This is a genomic window from Leptolyngbya sp. FACHB-8 (genome assembly GCF_014695575.1).
GTDB lineage: Bacteria > Cyanobacteriota > Cyanobacteriia > Elainellales > Elainellaceae > Vacuolonema.
Window position 1 is genome coordinate 1 of record NZ_JACJOO010000005.1, and the last position, 16,299, is coordinate 16,299.

Here is a 16,299-nt window from a genome sequence, read left to right on the forward strand (position 1 = left end):
TGCTTCTTCCTGGATATACTCATTTTCAGCAGCACCTGCGATCGCTCGTTCATAAAGCTCTTCAGCCTCAAGAAACTGCCCTAAAACTCGCGCTTTCTCTGCTTCGACTAGATGAAATTTATGTAAATAATTCATTGGGGCGTGTTCTGCCCATTTTTGCACCTTTTTTTGGTTAGAGCTAACACAACTTAGCCAATCTTCTTCTTCAGAGCTTGAAGCCTCAACCAATAGGCTCAAAAGCACCAGAGAATCGTAGAAATGGAATATAGGTTCTGTTATTTCTTCTAAAGGCTGCCTTGCTAACACAGCAGTTTGTGCAGCTTGATGATATTCCCCAAATAGATAACACAGTATAATTTTGTTTAAATAGAGGTAGGGAATTTCAGTTCTGTCTTTAACTGCAATAGCGCGCGATAGCGCTTGCTCTTCATCATATACATTACCAATCAAACGGGTGGGATTCTCAGATCTACCTAACAGATTAAGGATTGTCTGCCACAACACTGCAATCCAATTAGAGGGGTTTTCCCGTCTGATTTGTCTGATTGCTTTGCTGTAGGTTGCCGTTTTTTGTTCCAGTTGGGTGAGTTCCTCACCGGCAAGAAACGAGTAACAACATACATTACATGCAGCATAGCCAGCGAATTCAAAGTCTCCGGTTTCCACTCCGTTTTGATAAACATCAACCTGAATTGGTATTATTTCCCTAAAATGTACCTTCCGGTGCATGATGTTGGCACTAAATATCGCTAATGCTTTAGCATTCCTTTTTTTGCTATTCAATCGTTCTGTCAAGCTAAGAGCTAATTGACCAAATTTATAACCGAGTTCAATGTCTTGAACAATGTCACCTAGAACAACTCCGTAGGCAGCATAACTCAGTGGTGACCAGGTAGCATTGCCGTAGTTGATTGATAAATTTACCATTTTGCACACAATCAGTATCATCAGTGCTGATGACACCATATTTGCAGCAACCACGATATTCACCAGGATATACATTGCTGCCAGCGGTTCTGGTGCGGTCATCTTTGCTAGATTAATTAAGTCTTCGATGTCTCGTCCAGCTAATAGTGCAGTCGTTGACTCCAATTCTTTTTGAACATCTAACTGACTTGGATTTTCTATTAAATTGATTCCCAAGAGCTTTAACGCTTCCAATCCAGTTTTTAGTACTTCTTTCAGGTTGCCCTGTGACAAATATCCTTGAATTCTGCTATCGTAAGCCTGTACTTTGTCAACCACTGTTTTGGCACGAGCGAGTACCACTTCTACCAACTGTTCCATCTCATCAAAGCGACCTTGGAGATACGCCGCTTCTGCTGCTTCTGAATACAGCGCTAAGGTGAGGTCATACTCACTCTGCCAACTCTCTGTATCAAGAAGTTGAATCCCTGTCGTGAAATACTTAAACGCTGCGTCATAAGCCGTTGCTGTCTTTGCTTTCTGACCTGCCCTTAAATTCAATCTGGCAATTTCAGTTCGTTCTGATCGAACAGTGACTAGCTCAAGTCCTTGATTGAGATGATCGACAATGGCAAACAACCGCTCGGATCGTTGCTCTGGTGAAGTTTTTTCGAGCAAATTGCGACCGATTTGGACATGAACAACCTGTTTCTGCGACTCATCAATCAAAGCATAAGCCGCTTGCTGAACGCGATCGTGCAGAAACTTATACTCTTGAACCAACAAATCTTCGTCCAATTCAGACAGAGTTTGAATTAATCCCGCTTGTATTGCTGCAAGTAGATCCTGGAAAATTGCTTTCGGTGATTTTTCCCAAACGGTTCCTTCGGAGTTGCGCTCTGCGCTAAGCGCCAACGTTTCTAAATCAAACTCAGACCCAACACAAGCCGCGGTGGAGAGAACTTGCTGTGTTGCTTCCGGCAATTTCTGCAACTGACGCAGCAGCAACTCCACCACGTTAGCAGTGATATCTTGAGCTTCAATCTCAGCTAGGTTCCACTGCCAACTCAACTGTTGGGCATCAAAGGTCAACAGGTTTTCGCCATGCAGCAGCTTCAAAAATTCACCAACAAAGAAAGGGTTGCCCTCGGTTTTACGCAACACGACTTGGGCTAGGGAGCGAACGGTATCAGGATTGTGATGTAATGTCTCAGCTATCAGTTGACTCAACGGTTCCAGTGTTAAGGGGGTCAGGATAATTTCCTGAAATACTGCTCCCCCTTTTCGCAGGCTCTCTAGCGTTAAGACCAACGGATGCTCTGGAGTCAGTTCGTTATCTCGGTAGGCTCCGATCAAAAACAGATACTGGATTTGCTCGTCAAGCAATATGAGTTCAATTAACTTCAACGTCGCAGAATCGATCCACTGTAGATCGTCTAAAAAGATGACTAGGGGATGCTCTTTTGCACAGAACGCCCGCACAAACCTTTGAAACGTGAGGTTGAAGCGATTCTGTGCTTCTGTTGCTCCAACTTCGGGCACAGGGGGCTGCTTGCCAATAATGAACTCAACTTCGGGAATGACATCGATGATAATTTGTCCGTTGCTTCCCAAAGCAGTGAGTAGACGCGATCGCCATACTTCCACCTGTTCATTAGGTTCACCCAAGAGTTGCTGCACCAATTTTTGCAGGGCATCGACGATCGCGCTGTAGGGAGTATTGCGCCGGAATTGGTCAAATTTGCCAGAGATAAAATAGCCGTGCTTTGCGGTGATCGGTTTAAAGAGTTCCTGTACCAATGCTGTTTTGCCGATGCCCGCATAACCGGAGACCAGCATCATTTCACGGACTGCCTGACTCCCTGCCACTCTGTCAAACGCCACCCATAATGCTTCGATCTCCGCTTCTCGCCCATACAGTTTTTGAGGAATATGGAACTGCTCGGAGACATCTTGCCGTCCCAACGATAGGGCGTTAATCTGACCCATTTCCGCCAGTTGTTGGGCACAGCGCTCTAGATCTGCTTTGATGCCCCAGGCACTTTGATAACGATCCTCTGCATTTTTTGCCATCAGTTTCAAAATTAGGTTTGAAACAGGTTGAGGAATCGTGGTATTCAATTCATGTGGAGGAGTCGGCGGTCTAGCAATGTGACAGTGAACTAGTTCCAGGAGATCACGGGTGGGAAACGGCAATTGTCCCGTCAACAGTTCGTAGAAGGTTGCACCCAGTGAATAAAAGTCGGTGCGATAGTCGAGCATCCGGTTCATTCGTCCGGTTTGCTCTGGCGACAAATAGGCGGGGGTTCCTTCTAGAAGATGGAGACTTTTGAAGGTGGGATTGGTACGACTAAAGCGAGTAGCAATGCCAAAATCGATGATTTTGACAACGCCAGTGTTTGGATTAAAGACAATGTTGCCAGGATTAATATCTTTATGGATGACATGAGCCGCATGGATTTTGCCCAGAGTATCCGTGATGGCGATCGCCATATTCAAAAAAACCGACAGCGGCATGGGAGAGAAATCTAATTGCTGCCGCATCCAGCATTCTAAAGACTCTCCACCAAAGTCTTCTAAAAGAATAACTAGCGTACGATGATAGTCTTGTTGGCTATATGCCTTGACTACGCCTTCAATGTTGAGAAAACGAGTAACTTCATACTCCTGCCGATAGCGAGTTAATTCCTGAGGAGAGGGATAATCCTGCTTGAGAACTTTGGCAATCACGGCACAGTTATCTTGCTCTCTGATGCCCCGATATACCAAAGAAGCTAAGCTCTCATAGATTTTGCTGTGGATAGTAATTCCAGGCAGGGTAATCATTGAATACTTCCCCGATGAAGGACTGTCATCCGTTCCCCAAAGTATATCGCTTGCCAAAATTCAGAAAATTAAGCTTCTGGGTGGATTTCTGAAGGTTTTCCAATGACTACATTTCAGTGGCAGCGGGGGGAAGGTTCCAAGCGACCCCAAAATCTCGTTGCCAATTTTGAAATTATTGCGATCCAAAGTTTGCTGGTGTAAGTTCTCGAAAACCGCCGAACAACACGCCCAACCATACCTCTATCCACCGCATCTCTAAGCTATCACTGAGCTCGGCGATCGAAACCGAAAGTAGGGTGGTCTGTAGCCACTCTAAAATCGCTGCTGTCCAGCCAGATCTTCTGAATGGGCGATCAAAACAGACTGTTTCTGCGCTACTTCGTCTTCTGCTTCTAGCGGTCAACCATTGCCAGCACTGCTGCTTTGTCAATGGGAGCCGCAATCGATTCTTTCGGTTTAGCAATCGGCTTTGCTCTTTCTGGCGCGATCGGGCTGGCTTCATTAAATCGCTCAAATCCACTGCCATTGACTGTCGCACCACATCGGCAAAAAAGCTTTGCTCAACGATTGGATCACGGACTAACTCTTCCCACTGGATCATCAGCACCTCAGCTCGCATAGCACATAGCTCAGCAATCTGAAGCAAAGCATCTCCAGCAAACTGCGACCTTTGGGTTTCAGGCAGTTGTGCCGCTGCTGCTTCCACCTCATCCAACAGTTGCGCCACGTCAACCGCCTCCGGCATCTGCTGTGCCTGTTGCAACTGATCCCACAACTCCAATGCCAATTGTGTCGCTGTCATCCTCACCCTCCTGTTTCAATAAACAGAAGATGCTCAGCATGATAGGAACGGGACGGATCGGGCACTGTGCGATCGCGTGCTGTTCCTCCCGTGCAAAACGTTCAAAGCCGCTGCGCCACCCGTTGCCATACTGCTGGTAAAGCGCCTCCAAAGGCTGCCGTGCGTAGTCTTTCACCAGTTCAGGGGCAGCCCAAAAGGATGCTGCGGCTGTATCAGCCCGGTCGGCTTCTCTCCCACCCCCAACTCCGCGCACATCGTATGAATCACAATGTTATCTCTATCTGAAATTCGTGAAATTCGGAGCGATCGCTCCCGCCTCTTTCTGTGGCCTCGTCCGGCTCAGGGCATATTGTTAGGCAATGCTGTGGCTGGAGGTCGAGCTTACTTGTGATGCGACCGCATTCAGGCTCGCGTGATGAGATACCATCCGATACCAAATACAACCAGCAGTATTGGAATCAACCCTGGCTCACTATCTGCATAGATCTTAAACATCCTCTTAGCCCCTCAGCACAGTCCGATTCCAGATGAGTATCCACAAGGGGTGAAACTGAGCCTGGCTGAAGTGCTGGAATACACGGTACTTGAAAGTGATGGAACAGCTTGTGATGTATTGTTGGAGCTAGTCGACGGACCGGACGTTGTCACTCAGTATTTGCGTGACCTTGGTGTAGAGAACCTTGTTGTAGCCAATACGGAAAAAGAAATTGCTCAAGATAAAGCCGTGCAGTATCGTAACTATGCCACACCTGATGCAGCCGTCACATTATTGCGTGCTTTGCATGAAGGGCAGGGGCTTCCAGATGCTAGCCAGGCGTTGCTGCTACGGTTGATGACCGAGACACCGACAGGTCCACGACGTATTAAAGGACTGTTACCTGATGGGACAGTGGTCGCACACAAAACGGGGACATCGAGTACTGTTGACGGAGTGACAGCTGCAACCAATGATGTGGGAATTGTAACCTTGCCGAATGGACAACATTTAGCGATCGCCGTTTCCTGTCCTTAGGCTCCTGCCATCTTCTGCTTGTAGGGGTGATTGAAGGGGTGCGATGTAGAAAGTCGAGTGTTTGAGGATTAAAGTTAATCTTCCCAAGTCAATGGAGAACCGTCTCTTCCAGTAGAATCTGTCCCACTGTCCCCACGTAAAAGAGTCTTTGACTCCGGTCACACTGGTAGTAAGTAACTCGTTTTTGGGACGGTATTAATCGTCGCCAACAGCCTTTCATCATATGAGATGGGTTGCAGAACTAGATATGTACATGACTGATCTGAGACTAAATGCTAACTGGGAAGTGAGGTGTGAAGTCCGGTACAATCTTTCTTTATTGTAGGGATATGAAAAAAACATGGATTTCATTAATGCCGATGATTACTGGAAGCAATGGCAAGAAGATTTAAAGATCAGAGGAACAATCCACTATAAAACAGATGGTTTTGATGAAATCGGATCATGCCAGAACCATTACAGTCATGATTATTTCTGGCGGGTTAGGTTGCGCTCTGGCCTTATTTTGGAATTTAATGATGACACTTATCACAACCCTTTGGGCCTGCATACCTATCACGATGACACGCCCTATTTAACGGGAAAATTCTACTTGTCGGGGCATCATCAGGTGCTAACACCTGGCGTAAAAGGTGTTAGTAGTGAATATGAGGAGAGAGTAGGCCATAACTACCTGTTCTTTCTTCCTGACATCCACGAGGTAGAGTTGTTTTCTGCAAATCAACGTATTCAAGTTTTAAGACTGCATTTCAGCCTTGATTTTCTACGGTCTTTGGGGCCTGATCTCAATTTTTTGCCATTGCCATTACAACAGTTAATTGAATCTGAACAAGCTCTGCGCTTTCATCAACCTATGGGTGTTATGGATTGCAGAATGCAAACGGTTTTGCAGCAAATTCTCAACTGCCCTTATCAAGGCGCTATGAAACGCCTCTATTTAGAAGGTAAAGCACTCGAGTTAGTGGCTTTGCAACTGGAACAGTGGAGTAGCCAAACGTCTTCTCAATCTTCTTCAAAGCGTTTACGCCCCAGTGATATTGAGCGCTTACACGAGGCCAAGCATATCCTCCTTAGAGATCTAAATAATCCCCCATCTCTACTAGAACTGGCACGGCAGGTCGGGTTGAATGATTACAAGCTGAAGGTTGGTTTTCGATCGATATTTGGAACAACCGTCTTTGGTTATGTGAGATTGCATCGGCTCGAACGCGCCCGCCAGTTATTGGAATCCTGTGATATGTCCGTGACGCAAGTTGCAGCAACAGTGGGTTACTCCAGTCAGGGGCACTTTGACGCGGCCTTCCGCAAGCAGTTTGGGGTTAATCCTCGCTCCATAAAAGGTGTTTAGTAATTTACGATCCCGCCAGGGATGAAAAAGATCCGTTTTGGAACTGACAGGGTACACAGAACTCCGTACTATACTTCCCTATTGAGAATTATTTGCAACTTCTGGTGTGAGTTCAATGAAAGTGTGGTGGTGTCAGGCCAGTAGGCTATCGATCGCGGCGATCGCAACGGTTCTATCTATTCAACCGGTTCAAGCAAACCCTAACAACCAGCTTGATAGCCCTTCTCCAGCAACGACTGTGGAGGAATGGGTGGCCCAACTAGAAGCTACCCCTACCACCGTGACAGGGGTGCGAGTAGAGGCTAGTGGAACGAGCTTGCAGGTAGTTCTGGAAACGACTGAGGGGGAGCAATTAATCCCAGCAACCCGAACGATTGGGAACGCTCTGGTTGCAGATCTTCCGAATGCTGTTCTAGCACTTCCAAGTGGCAATGAGTTTCAACAGGAAAACCCCATTGATGGCATTGCTCTAATCAGCGTGACTGGGCTACCGGGCGATCGCGTCCGGGTGGCCATAACGGGAACCGATGCACCGCCCGTCGTCGAAGTCCGCTCTGATATCCAGGGGCTATTGTTGGGGGTAACGCCGGGGGGAGCTGGCACTACTGTAGAAGCCGATGCGATCCAGATTGTTGTGACGGGTGAGGAGGACGGCTACAACCCTTCAGAAAGCACAGCAACTCGCACCAATACACCCCTGCGAGATGTGCCTGCTTCGGTGCAAGTTGTGCCACAGCAAGTTTTGGAAGACCGCCAGGTGAATCAGTTAGAAGAGGGGGTACGAACCGTAGCGGGGGTGACACCCAATACCTCATCTGTCTCTTTTGCCGATGGCTTTACCATTCGGGGATTTGGGTTGAACAACTCCGATATTCTTCGCAATGGCCTGCGCGACGCCACCAGCGGACAAACCTCGGCCAATCTGAGCAATGTTGAACGGTTGGAGATCCTCCGGGGGCCAGCGTCAGTTCTGTTTGGCTCGGGCAGTCCAGGGGGTGTTCTGAACATTATCACCGAGCAGCCGCAACCTGACGCTGCCTATGAGGTGGAACTGACCCTCGGTAGCTACGAGTTTTTCCGTCCTGCCTTTGATTTGACGGGGCCATTGACAGACGATCGCGCTCTCCTCTATCGTCTCAACGCGTCCTACGAGAGCGGTGAAAGTTTTGTCGATTTTGTGGAGACAGAACGGTGGTTTATTGCCCCTGTTGTCCAATGGGCTATTGGATCTGACACAACGTTGACCCTGGAGACCGAGTATCAGAGCGATCGCCAACCCAACTATCGAGGGCTACCGGCACGGGGAACGGTACTGGATAATGCCAACGGTGAAATTCCGCTAGATCGCAATATTTCTGAACCCGATCGAGACTTCATCAACAACCGCATCTGGAGACTGGGCTATGATCTCCAGCATCGCTTCAGTGAAGACTGGGCGGTTCGCAATGCGTTCCGTGCCAGTTTCTTCTCGTACGAGCAGGATAGTTACTTCCCGGCAGGTCTAGAACCGGACGATCGCACCCTGAATCGCGGAGCCACCACAGGCAGCAGCAGCACCGATAGTTTCAGCCTGACAACGGAAGTCACCGGAAATTTCGAGACGGGAACAATCGGTCATCAGATTCTAGTGGGATTTGATCTGTATCGGGAAGACCTCTACGAAAATGAGTTTTCCATTTTCGATTTTCCCTCCCTCGATCTGTTTGATCCCGACTATGGCGGAGAAGCTGGGGCAACCACGTTCCGCATTGATAATTCAACGGTCACCGAATTCGCGGGTCTGTTTATTCAGGATCAAATCACGTTGCTGGACAATCTCAAACTCGTGTTGGGGGGCCGCTTGGACTTTGTTGAACAAACCCAGGAAGATTTTCTGGCCGATACGGAAACAAGCCAATCCGATGAAGCCTTCAGCCCACGCATTGGCCTGGTTTATCAACCGATTGAACCCCTCTCCCTGTATGCCAGTTTTAGCCGCTCCTTTAACCCTGTCGTTGGACGAGGATTTGATAACCAGTTATTTGAACCCGAGCGAGCAACGCAGTATGAAATTGGAGCCAAATTCGATATTACGGATCAATTTTCAGCAACTCTGGCCTTGTTTGATATCACCCGCACCAATGTTTTAACCAGCGATCCCAGGGATCCAAATTTCTCGATTCAAACAGGAGAACAACAAAGCCAGGGGATTGAATTGAATGTTGCAGGCCAAATCTTACCTGGGTGGAATATTGTTGCAGGCTATGCCCTGACAGACGCACGGGTGACGGAAGATAATCTGATTGAGGAAGGTAATCAACTCAATAACGTGCCCCGAAACAGTGCCAGTCTATGGACAACCTATGAAATTCAGAGTGGAGGTTTGCAGGGATTGGGCTTTGGTCTAGGGCTATTTTATGTGGGTGAGCGGGAAGGGGATCTGGGCAATACCTTTGAGCTACCCGACTATTTGCGGACGGATGCTGCAATCTTCTACCGGCGCGATCGCCTTCGCCTTGGCTTAAACTTTGAAAACCTGTTCGATATTGACTACTACGAAACCGCAGATAGCGATTTGCGGGTCTATCCGGGTGCACCGTTTACGGTGCGAGGAACAATCGCCTGGGAGTTTTAGGTTATGGCCCTGTCCTCAATGATGCAGCCGTGGAACCAGCCATTGATCCTGAAGCGAGTTCTACTCTTTCTCCTAACTCTCGTGCTGGCTGTCGCTTGTGGCAGCCCAGCCTCGTCTCCCGGAGCCAGCGATCGCACCACTGACGCGAATTGCCGCACTGTGCAGCATACCCTGGGCGAAACCTGCGTGCCGCTCAACCCCCAAAGGATTGTGGTGCTATGGACTCCTACTTTGGCTAATGTGCTGGCCCTTGAGGTGCAGCCAATTGGGGTTGCCTCCTATCCTGCAGAATCGGGTATAACTATTCCCCCTTACTTAGAGGAACGGTTGGGTGATGTCGCCTTTGTGGGCGATCAGAATCAGCCCAGCCTGGAAAAAATTCTGCAACTTCAGCCTGATCTCATCCTGGGAACGATCAACGAGGCTATTTACCCTCAGCTATCGCAAATTGCCCCAACGGTGATACTGGCATGGGAAGGCACCCCGTCCTGGAAGCAGCACTTATTTGATGTGGCCGCAGTTCTAAACAAGACGGCTGAGGCAGAACAGATCATGGCGCGGTATAACCAGCGGGTAGCTGAACTGAAAGCTAGTTTGGGCGATCGCCCCGCAACCCTGGAAGTCTCCTTTGTTCACCTCTGCTGCAACCAGGTGGATCTGGATCTGAAAAACTCGTTTATCGGAACCATCCTCGAAGATGTAGGATTTCGGCGGCCTCCAGCCCAGGACAAAACGGCTGAAGGTGGCATGGTCAAGCTTTCCGAAGAACGGTTAGCCGATGCTGATGGCGACCTGTTGTTTGTGACGACCTTTAGTAATGATGACGATCGCGCCTTGCAGAAACTTCAGCAACAACCTTTGTGGTCACAATTAAAAGCCGTCCAGCGTAATCAGGTTTACCCGGTCGATTATTCAACCTGGCGCGGAGCCGACATTCTGGCCGCCGAGCAAGTATTGGATGACCTATCCAACTATCTTGTGCCTTCTTCCTCTGCCCCCTAGAAACGGACTTAGTCTTACATTTCCGTGCGAACGTTTACCCTAATTTGGTTCGGTCAGCTGGTTTCCACCCTGGGCAGCTACATGACCGAGTTTGCCCTCCTGATATGGACATGGGAACTGACCCATTCTGCGACTGCGCTTGCGCTGGTCGGTTTCTTTGCGCAACTGCCTCGAATTCCGATGACCTTCTTTTCAGGATTCTTGGTTGATCGCATTAATCGCAAACATTTGATGATGTTGGGGGATGCGATCGCGGCCCTCTCCAGTCTCGCCATTGCTCTGCTCTACCTCACAGAGCATCTACAGATCTGGCATCTATACCTGAGTGCTGCCATCAATGGTGGTTTTGGACAAATTCAACGGCTGGCTTATTCCACCTCAATCACGTTGATGGTGCCCCCTCAGCACTATACCCGTGCTAACAGCATGGATTCTGCGGTCCATTATGGCTCTTCTATTCTGGCCCCTGCCCTGGCTGGAACTCTTTATCCGATCGTAGATCTATCTGGAATCTTGCTGGTTGATCTGATCACCTTTGGAGTGGCAATCGCCCTCCTCCTGACGACCACCATTCCGCAACCACAACCCCAAAACGATTCGACCCCAATTCTCCAAACCCTAACCTTTGGCTTTCGCTACATCTGGCAAAACCCCAGCCTGAAAGCCCTCCTTCTCATTACCGCTCTATTCTGGTTTGTTCACGATTTTGGTAGCGCCCTGTATGATCCAATGATTTTGGTACGTAGCCAGGGAAGTGCCAAAGTCTTGGGAAGCGTAGCCTCAGCCGCCGGGATCGGTGGCGTGACTGGGGCGGTTTTACTAAGTGCTTGGGGTGGGCCAAAGCGCCGAATTCACGGCCTCTTGGTAGGGTTTATTGGTGCAGGACTAAGCAAAACTATATTTGGATTAGGGAGCTCACTGGCTATTTGGATTCCCGCCCAATTTTGCTCTTCCCTGCATTTCCCTTTGCTGGGTAGCTCCGAAACTGCACTCTGGATGGAAACGATTAGTCCTGAGATACAAGGGCGTGTATTCTCTGCAAACGCTCTCATCGTTCAGGTTGTGAGTGCGATCGCAACTTTAATAGCTGGACCTCTGGCGGATCAGATCGTTGAGCCTCTCCTGCAATCTAATACCTCTCTATCACACTGGTTCACTCCCATTATGGGCAGTGAACCAGGAACCGGACTTGCAATCTTATATTTACTTAGCTCAATTGGACTGATCGGCATTGGCCTTATTGGCTATACTTTGAAACCCTTAAGAAGGGGTTATGAGAGCGGTGTGATGTAGGAAGTCGAGTGTTTGCTGGTTCTAATCAAGTTTGTGTTTGTTAGGTTTCGCCGTTCCACGGCCATTGAGGGAAGAAGCACTCAGGAAGTTGCGTAACCAGTTATCGTGATAGTGAAAGCCATTGAGGTCTTCAAAGGGAGACATCGAGTGCGGTTCCATCGCCTGAACTTTGCGCCCATAGGGATGGAAGTTCCACAGCAGTGCCATCGCTCGTAACCCTTGCCTTGCCGCTTCTAGCGCTTGTCGCGTCTCTCACTTTTTGGGTTCATGAACCCAAAAAGTGAGAGACGCGACATTTCGGTTTAGTGATCGCTCTTAAATTTTTTCCACTGATTGGGCGGTGGGGTTAGGAACTCGTAAACCCCTGCGACTTCTCCTGTGGCTGTCAATACAATATCGAACGACAGAGACAGACGTAACTCCTGGGTTTCGTTCATGCTAACGGCATGGCGTTGTTTTGCTGGAAAGATTAGCAACCGCCCTTCGACAGGCGGGTAAACCACATAAAGCTGATTGAGATCGTTCTCTGCATCGACGATATCTGTGTTTTCACTGCCCAATCCTGGGCACACCTCATTCACCCGTGCATCATTGAAAAAAAGTAGACTCCCTGGGTCGCTCCCCTCATCCGTGGGCACTTGAATATAGTAAACCGCGCTGACGTGAGCCGTGTTGTGGCAATGCGCCCCAACTTCCTGCCCGGTGCGAGAGACAATGGGCCATGCTCTTTGAATGTATAAATCGACGTTGCTGATATCTACACCGATGTTTTCAAGATACGTCGTTGTGTGCCGCTCAACCTGTTCCACAATCCAGTTAAAAGCTGGATGAGCATGAATTTGATTGACACCGTGAATATCTCCCGTCCACGCCATCTGAGTATAATTCTGAGGTTCGATTCCTTCCTGCTCTAAATCCAGGACTGCTTCAATCAAAGGCTGTCGATGTTCCGAAGCATATGGCAAATCCTCATAATAAATCGCTAGTGGAAACCAGGTTTCAATGGGCATCTTGATTGATGTAACGACTGTCTCTAGTTTTGCACTAGATTGCTACCTTTGTTGGGCGGTGTCGCTTAACGAATTACCTGAGCCATTATTCCCACGAGATGCGCAACGAGGTTGAATAGAAGGGGCTGGGATTGTTAAGTAGAGGGGATTAGAGGGGAATTAGAGGAGGATAATGCCATTGCAGGTGTAACAAAAGGAGCCTGAGATGGCAGTAAGAATCGATGTGCGAGAGCGAAGCGGAGTGGTGTCGATTAACACATTACCTACGTCGTTAACAAATTAACTTCGTTGAGGAATAAGGAGATGAAAGCCAGTAGGAGTAAAGCATTTGAGCAATGAGACAGCTTTGAGACAGGCGATTGGTGTAATAACAGATTATGTGCGTTGTGTTTTGAGGGTTGAATTAACAAATTAACTGCGTGAAGGCGATCGCCCCGTCTCCCATCTCAAAGGGTAATGACCTGATTAATTTTGAATTTGCGTTTGTGCCGGTCGTTATGCCTTGCTCCCAACTGATGCAGAGCATGATGCTGTTGAATTTCGTCTTTGCGTTCCTGAGTGATCCGTTCGATGGCGCGTTGGTTGAGGGAGTAGTTTTTGAGGCCATTGATGGAGATGGCCCACTTATCGTCGTGGAGCCTACCCGGAGCATTATTGTGAGCAATGATGGCATCGATGGCACGGTTGATAATGCCGTCAGCTTCTCCGGTTTTGTATCTGCGAGTTTTTTCAGAGGTATCTGATTCTGACTCTGATGGGGTTAGAGGCTGAGGAGTAGAGGGATTAGGATTGATCGCGCGTTTTTGTGTCCCGGGCTGCTGCTGCATCTGGCCTTGAACGAAGAGAGTCATGACATCGAGGAGTTGATCGAGTTTGGACTCTAGAGGGTTAGCGGCCGCCGCCGTCGGAGTTGGAGCAGGTGTTAGGGATTCTTCCGGCTCTGGTAGAAGTGGGGGTGGGGCATCATCGGCGGCCTGATGGTGGGATTGCTCGATGGTTGAGGTATCGGGCGCTGGTGGAAATTCCAGAGAGCTACCCGGATGGGGATTGTAGGAATCAGTTTGGGGAGTGATAGTGTGGGCCTCGTCGTGGGCCTGGTGGGTGTCGGCCTGGTCATGGGCCTGGTGTTGGGAAGTAGGAGTAGAGAGCTTGCCTTTGAGGATCTGCTCAAGGGACCAGTTGATCCAGCTAGAAACCTTGTCGGGTTGGGTGTTGCCGGGGAAGTTAGAGAGGATAGATGAGATCGCGTTGTGGTCTTCTTTCCAGACGCGAAGGGAAGAGGGAGTTTTGCGTTTTATGGGTTCGGGTTGGTGTTCGGGTAGACCGTGAGTGAATGCCTCGATGGGTTGAATGCTGCCATAGCCCAACTTGATGCCTTTGCGCTGACCGTTGTATTGAGCGATCACCTTATCGTCAATTTCGTAGAGGCGGTAATGACGGTCAGAAGCGAAGTTTTCAAGGCGTTGCCGGAGTTTGCCCTGGTTGAGTTGCTGACCGTGAGCCAATATCTTTTGTTCGTCCTGGGTTAGCGTCTCAAAGTGACCCAGGATATGAGCTTTGAACAGGAGATCATCGACGTGCTTAGGGCAGTACCAGAAGGTAGCGATGCAGCAGTAGACGGATCGCCAGAGGTGAGCGTAGAGGTTGGTTTTGCCGTGAGGAGCAGGGACGAGTTGATGGAAGTGATGATCGCTGGCGAGAGCGACTTTGCTCTCGTTGGCTCCAGGGGGAGTAATCTGACGTAGCCTTTCGGTGGCTTGAATGACCCGTTTAGCGGTGGTAAGGGTAGGGATGTCGAAGACCAGGGGCACTTCTTCACCCTGGCGTTTGAGTGCGCCAGAGAAGCGTACAACCCACTGGGAGACGACGTTGAACTGAGCCGTCTTCAACACTTCATTGAGCCGTCTACCCGTCAGCACCGCTAAGCCAGCGGTGATGTCAGCCCATTCAGGGGAATCGAGGAGTCTGACGGCAGTAGCGACGATTTCATCAGGGTTATCAAGATACTGCTGGTGGATTTGTCGGTCACGGGCGTTGGATTGGTTTTGTTGGTTAATAGCGAAGTGTTCATCCCGGCTGAGTTTGAAGTAGTCGAGGGAGAAATGGTCATCACCAAACTTGGCTCGAATAACCCGCCGAAGTTCATCAAAGAGGGGTTTCTGCTGAGCAGGTTGGGTGAAGCCACGCTTAGCCCAACCGTCGCGCAGCTCTTGGGTGAGAGTTTGCGCTTTCCTACGACCTTGGGGCGTGTTGTTGAGGTAGGCGATCGCTGGAATGATTTCGGATTGGATTTGTTTGTTGAGCCAGGAACGAGTACCCATAACGGTGTTGTGTAGGGGGTTGAGTGAGACGAGCAGAGCCAAGGTAAGAATATAGATTTTGTGGGAGTTATAGCGATCGGGTTATGGCGATCGCCAACGCCAGAGGAAGAAGCTAGGATGGCGCAAAATCGTTGAGCTTGTCTTAGGTGAGACAGAAGGGTTTAGGTGGATTTGCATACATATACACTTTAGCTTTATCCATACACGCAGTCAATAGACAAGACAGCTTAATTCACATTCAATTCAGTGCTACAACGTGCGAGTAGGCGATCGCTGTTAGTAGCTTTATGTATTGTTACTACATCACTCTAGACATTTCTCATTGATAACTATTCCTGTTCCCTGGCAAGCGATCACCCCAAAACGATACATACAAATTTCTTATAGAGTGCGATCGCCATCCAATCCAAAACACTCAATCCATGAGTAATTCATATCCAAAATAGTAATACATATCGACAATTCAAAAGAAATGATATGGATATTAAATATATGGATATGAATACAATTCAGCTCTAGATATTGATATGGATGCAAGGGCGATCGCTCTCAAAACGCTATAACTATTGGTCTATATAGGTTTTAGCCGTAGGTTATAAACGGGGATCGCTATTTTGAGGGGTGCTAAAGGGTTTTAAGGGATGCGATCGCCTAATTCTCAAGCCCTTGCTACATATACGTTTGAGGCATAGCCAAGAACGGGAAACAGGGGTACGATCGTGGAAAGGAAGGAGTGCGATCGCCTTAATCCCTGAACCCTTGCTATATACACGTTTGAGGCGCAGCCGAAGACGCAAGATGAAGGGGCGATTGCATATACAAAGGGTACAAATAGGAGTGCGATCGCTTATCCATATACATTTATTATGTCCCTGAAATCTTTGCTACATCTGTATTCGAGGTGCAGCCGAGAACGGGTGGCAGGGAGTGTGGTTGCAGAAGGGTGCGATCGCCCTAATTCTCAAACCCTCGCTATACATACGTTTTAGGTGTAGCCGAAGACGTGAAATAAAGGAGCGATCGCATATACAAGAGGTACAAATAAGAGTGCGATCGCTTATCCATATACATTTTAATATATAAAAGATCCATATCAATATAGGGGTATACATATTTCTTATAGTGCAAGATTGGATTGGATGCAAAGTTATTCTGAATAACTTTG

11 protein-coding genes and 1 pseudogene are annotated in these 16,299 nt (G+C 48.6%); 6 read left to right on the plus strand and 6 right to left on the minus strand.

Features of this window, described 5'->3' with window-relative positions; translation table 11 throughout:
• The 3 genes from H6F91_RS00095 to H6F91_RS00105 all read right to left on the minus strand — a co-directional run.
• Positions 1–3,732, minus strand: a 3,732-nt coding sequence (locus H6F91_RS00095) for a serine/threonine-protein kinase PknK (RefSeq protein WP_190789171.1), incomplete at its 3' end; no start/stop codon positions are given.
• A 172-nt stretch (positions 3,733–3,904) separates the two neighbouring features.
• Entirely contained in the window at positions 3,905–4,534 is a 630-nt protein-coding gene (locus tag H6F91_RS00100) for a hypothetical protein (RefSeq protein WP_190769897.1), read from the minus strand.
• The gene (locus tag H6F91_RS00105; RefSeq protein ID WP_190769898.1) at positions 4,461–4,787 is read right to left on the minus strand and encodes a hypothetical protein; all 327 of its coding nucleotides are present in this window, start codon (positions 4,785–4,787) and stop codon (positions 4,461–4,463) included. Before H6F91_RS00105 ends, H6F91_RS00100 begins: the two co-directional genes overlap by 74 nt.
• A gap of 15 nt (positions 4,788–4,802) precedes the next feature.
• Here H6F91_RS00105 and H6F91_RS28180 point away from each other — a divergent pair, with 15 nt between their 5' ends.
• The 6 genes and pseudogenes from H6F91_RS28180 (at position 4,803) to H6F91_RS00130 (ending at position 11,803) form a co-directional block, all read left to right on the plus strand.
• On the plus strand, positions 4,803–4,925 hold the full coding sequence (locus H6F91_RS28180) for a hypothetical protein (protein ID WP_277874347.1): 123 nt from the start codon (positions 4,803–4,805) through the stop codon (positions 4,923–4,925).
• A gap of 117 nt (positions 4,926–5,042) precedes the next feature.
• A pseudogene (locus H6F91_RS00110) lies at positions 5,043–5,534 on the plus strand (serine hydrolase); the annotation flags it as partial.
• A 352-nt stretch (positions 5,535–5,886) separates the two neighbouring features.
• The gene (locus tag H6F91_RS00115) at positions 5,887–6,894 is read left to right on the plus strand and encodes an AraC family transcriptional regulator (RefSeq protein ID WP_190789172.1); all 1,008 of its coding nucleotides are present in this window, start codon (positions 5,887–5,889) and stop codon (positions 6,892–6,894) included.
• Positions 6,895–7,009: 115 nt separating this feature from the next.
• Complete coding sequence (locus H6F91_RS00120; RefSeq protein ID WP_190769900.1) at positions 7,010–9,508, plus strand: TonB-dependent siderophore receptor; 2,499 nt, start codon at positions 7,010–7,012, stop codon at positions 9,506–9,508.
• A 3-nt stretch (positions 9,509–9,511) separates the two neighbouring features.
• Complete coding sequence (locus H6F91_RS00125; RefSeq protein WP_190769901.1) at positions 9,512–10,510, plus strand: iron-siderophore ABC transporter substrate-binding protein; 999 nt, start codon at positions 9,512–9,514, stop codon at positions 10,508–10,510.
• A 24-nt stretch (positions 10,511–10,534) separates the two neighbouring features.
• Positions 10,535–11,803: an MFS transporter gene (locus H6F91_RS00130; RefSeq protein WP_190769902.1), complete on the plus strand. Its 1,269-nt coding sequence runs from the start codon at positions 10,535–10,537 to the stop codon at positions 11,801–11,803.
• Between the two features lie 21 nt (positions 11,804–11,824).
• Here H6F91_RS00130 and H6F91_RS00135 read toward each other — a convergent pair whose 3' ends face one another.
• The 3 genes from H6F91_RS00135 to H6F91_RS00145 all read right to left on the minus strand — a co-directional run bounded on the left by H6F91_RS00135 (position 11,825) and on the right by H6F91_RS00145 (position 15,134).
• Complete coding sequence (locus tag H6F91_RS00135; RefSeq protein ID WP_190769903.1) at positions 11,825–12,010, minus strand: hypothetical protein; 186 nt, start codon at positions 12,008–12,010, stop codon at positions 11,825–11,827.
• Positions 12,011–12,105: 95 nt separating this feature from the next.
• Entirely contained in the window at positions 12,106–12,813 is a 708-nt protein-coding gene (locus H6F91_RS00140) for a TIGR02466 family protein (RefSeq protein WP_190769904.1), read from the minus strand.
• A 446-nt stretch (positions 12,814–13,259) separates the two neighbouring features.
• On the minus strand, positions 13,260–15,134 hold the full coding sequence (locus H6F91_RS00145) for a protelomerase family protein (protein WP_190769905.1): 1,875 nt from the start codon (positions 15,132–15,134) through the stop codon (positions 13,260–13,262).
• Positions 15,135–16,299 lie beyond the last annotated feature (1,165 nt).

Excerpts from the sequence above, each read along its gene's own strand:
- H6F91_RS00100 (WP_190769897.1), bottom strand. The coding sequence starts at position 4,534 with ATGACAGCGACACAATTGGCATTGGAGTTGTGGGATCAGTTGCAACAG.
- H6F91_RS28180 (WP_277874347.1), top strand. The coding sequence starts at position 4,803 with ATGTTATCTCTATCTGAAATTCGTGAAATTCGGAGCGATCGCTCCCGC.
- H6F91_RS00115 (WP_190789172.1), top strand. The coding sequence starts at position 5,887 with ATGGATTTCATTAATGCCGATGATTACTGGAAGCAATGGCAAGAAGAT.
- H6F91_RS00120 (WP_190769900.1), top strand. The coding sequence starts at position 7,010 with ATGAAAGTGTGGTGGTGTCAGGCCAGTAGGCTATCGATCGCGGCGATC.
- H6F91_RS00125 (WP_190769901.1), top strand. The coding sequence starts at position 9,512 with ATGGCCCTGTCCTCAATGATGCAGCCGTGGAACCAGCCATTGATCCTG.
- H6F91_RS00135 (WP_190769903.1), bottom strand. The coding sequence starts at position 12,010 with ATGGCACTGCTGTGGAACTTCCATCCCTATGGGCGCAAAGTTCAGGCG.
- H6F91_RS00140 (WP_190769904.1), bottom strand. The coding sequence starts at position 12,813 with ATGCCCATTGAAACCTGGTTTCCACTAGCGATTTATTATGAGGATTTG.
- H6F91_RS00145 (WP_190769905.1), bottom strand. The coding sequence starts at position 15,134 with ATGGGTACTCGTTCCTGGCTCAACAAACAAATCCAATCCGAAATCATT.